This is a genomic window from Serratia sp. Ag1 (assembly GCF_000743355.1).
Lineage (GTDB): Bacteria > Pseudomonadota > Gammaproteobacteria > Enterobacterales > Enterobacteriaceae > Chania.
Genome location: NZ_JQEI01000108.1, coordinates 1 through 774, shown reverse-complemented (window position 1 = coordinate 774; position 774 = coordinate 1). Strand labels below are relative to the sequence as shown.

Genomic DNA, 774 nt, shown 5'->3' with positions numbered 1-774 from the left:
GCCTAAAAACGTGGCTGGAGCGGCAGAAAACCAGATGCTGGTGGTGTTGCGTAACCGGATTAAAATTTTTTATCGCCCGAAAGGCATTGCCGGTAGCCCAGAAAAAGTCACCGAGCAACTTCGTTTCTCGCTGAAACAACAGGCGGGTCAATGGGTGATGGCCGCGACAAATGATTCCGGTTTTTATGCTTCCTTTATTAAAGCGGCCGCAGTGGTGGGTGGTAAAGAAGTCCCATTCAAAGTTGATATGGTAGCGCCGAAGTCTCAGGTAAGCTGGAAACTAGAGAAAGGGGCCGGCTCACCGGCAGGTGCGCAAAAAGTGAAATTTACGTTGGTTAATGACTATGGCGGACATACCAGCGCGGAAGCCAGTTTGAATTGAGCAGACGCTGGTGGCCAGTATCCCTCGGTTAAGGGACTGAAAAATGCATAAAGCCATACCAAACGCTTTCGAAAATGGCCAGCGGATGGCGAATGTCAGGTTAATTCCGGCCAGGCTAAGACCGCTGGCCGTATTGCTATGGTTGCTGATTCCCCAGGTTTATGCCCAGCCCGCGAATAGCTCGTTTGAATTAGATGACAGTAGGCTGGTTGGCAGGGCCAAAGAACAAAAAAACATTACGCGTTTTAACCAGGCTAACGCTATCGAGCCCGGCACTTATCAAGTCGATATCGTCATCAATGGGAATTTCCTCTCGCGGCAATCACTGGTCTTTGCTGCGGGTGAGCAAGGCGTGGTTGCCGCTTGCCTGGGCAGGGAGAACATGGTTGATG

The 774-nt window shown here is 50.9% G+C and carries 2 protein-coding genes; both read left to right on the top strand.

Annotation, left to right across the window (positions count from 1 at the left end):
• Positions 1-382, top strand: a 382-nt coding sequence (locus IV04_RS24565) for a molecular chaperone (RefSeq protein ID WP_037441873.1), incomplete at its 5' end; no start/stop codon positions are given.
• Positions 383-425: 43 nt separating this feature from the next.
• Positions 426-774 (top strand): FimD/PapC N-terminal domain-containing protein (locus tag IV04_RS24560; protein ID WP_037441870.1); only part of this gene is annotated, 349 nt, incomplete at its 3' end.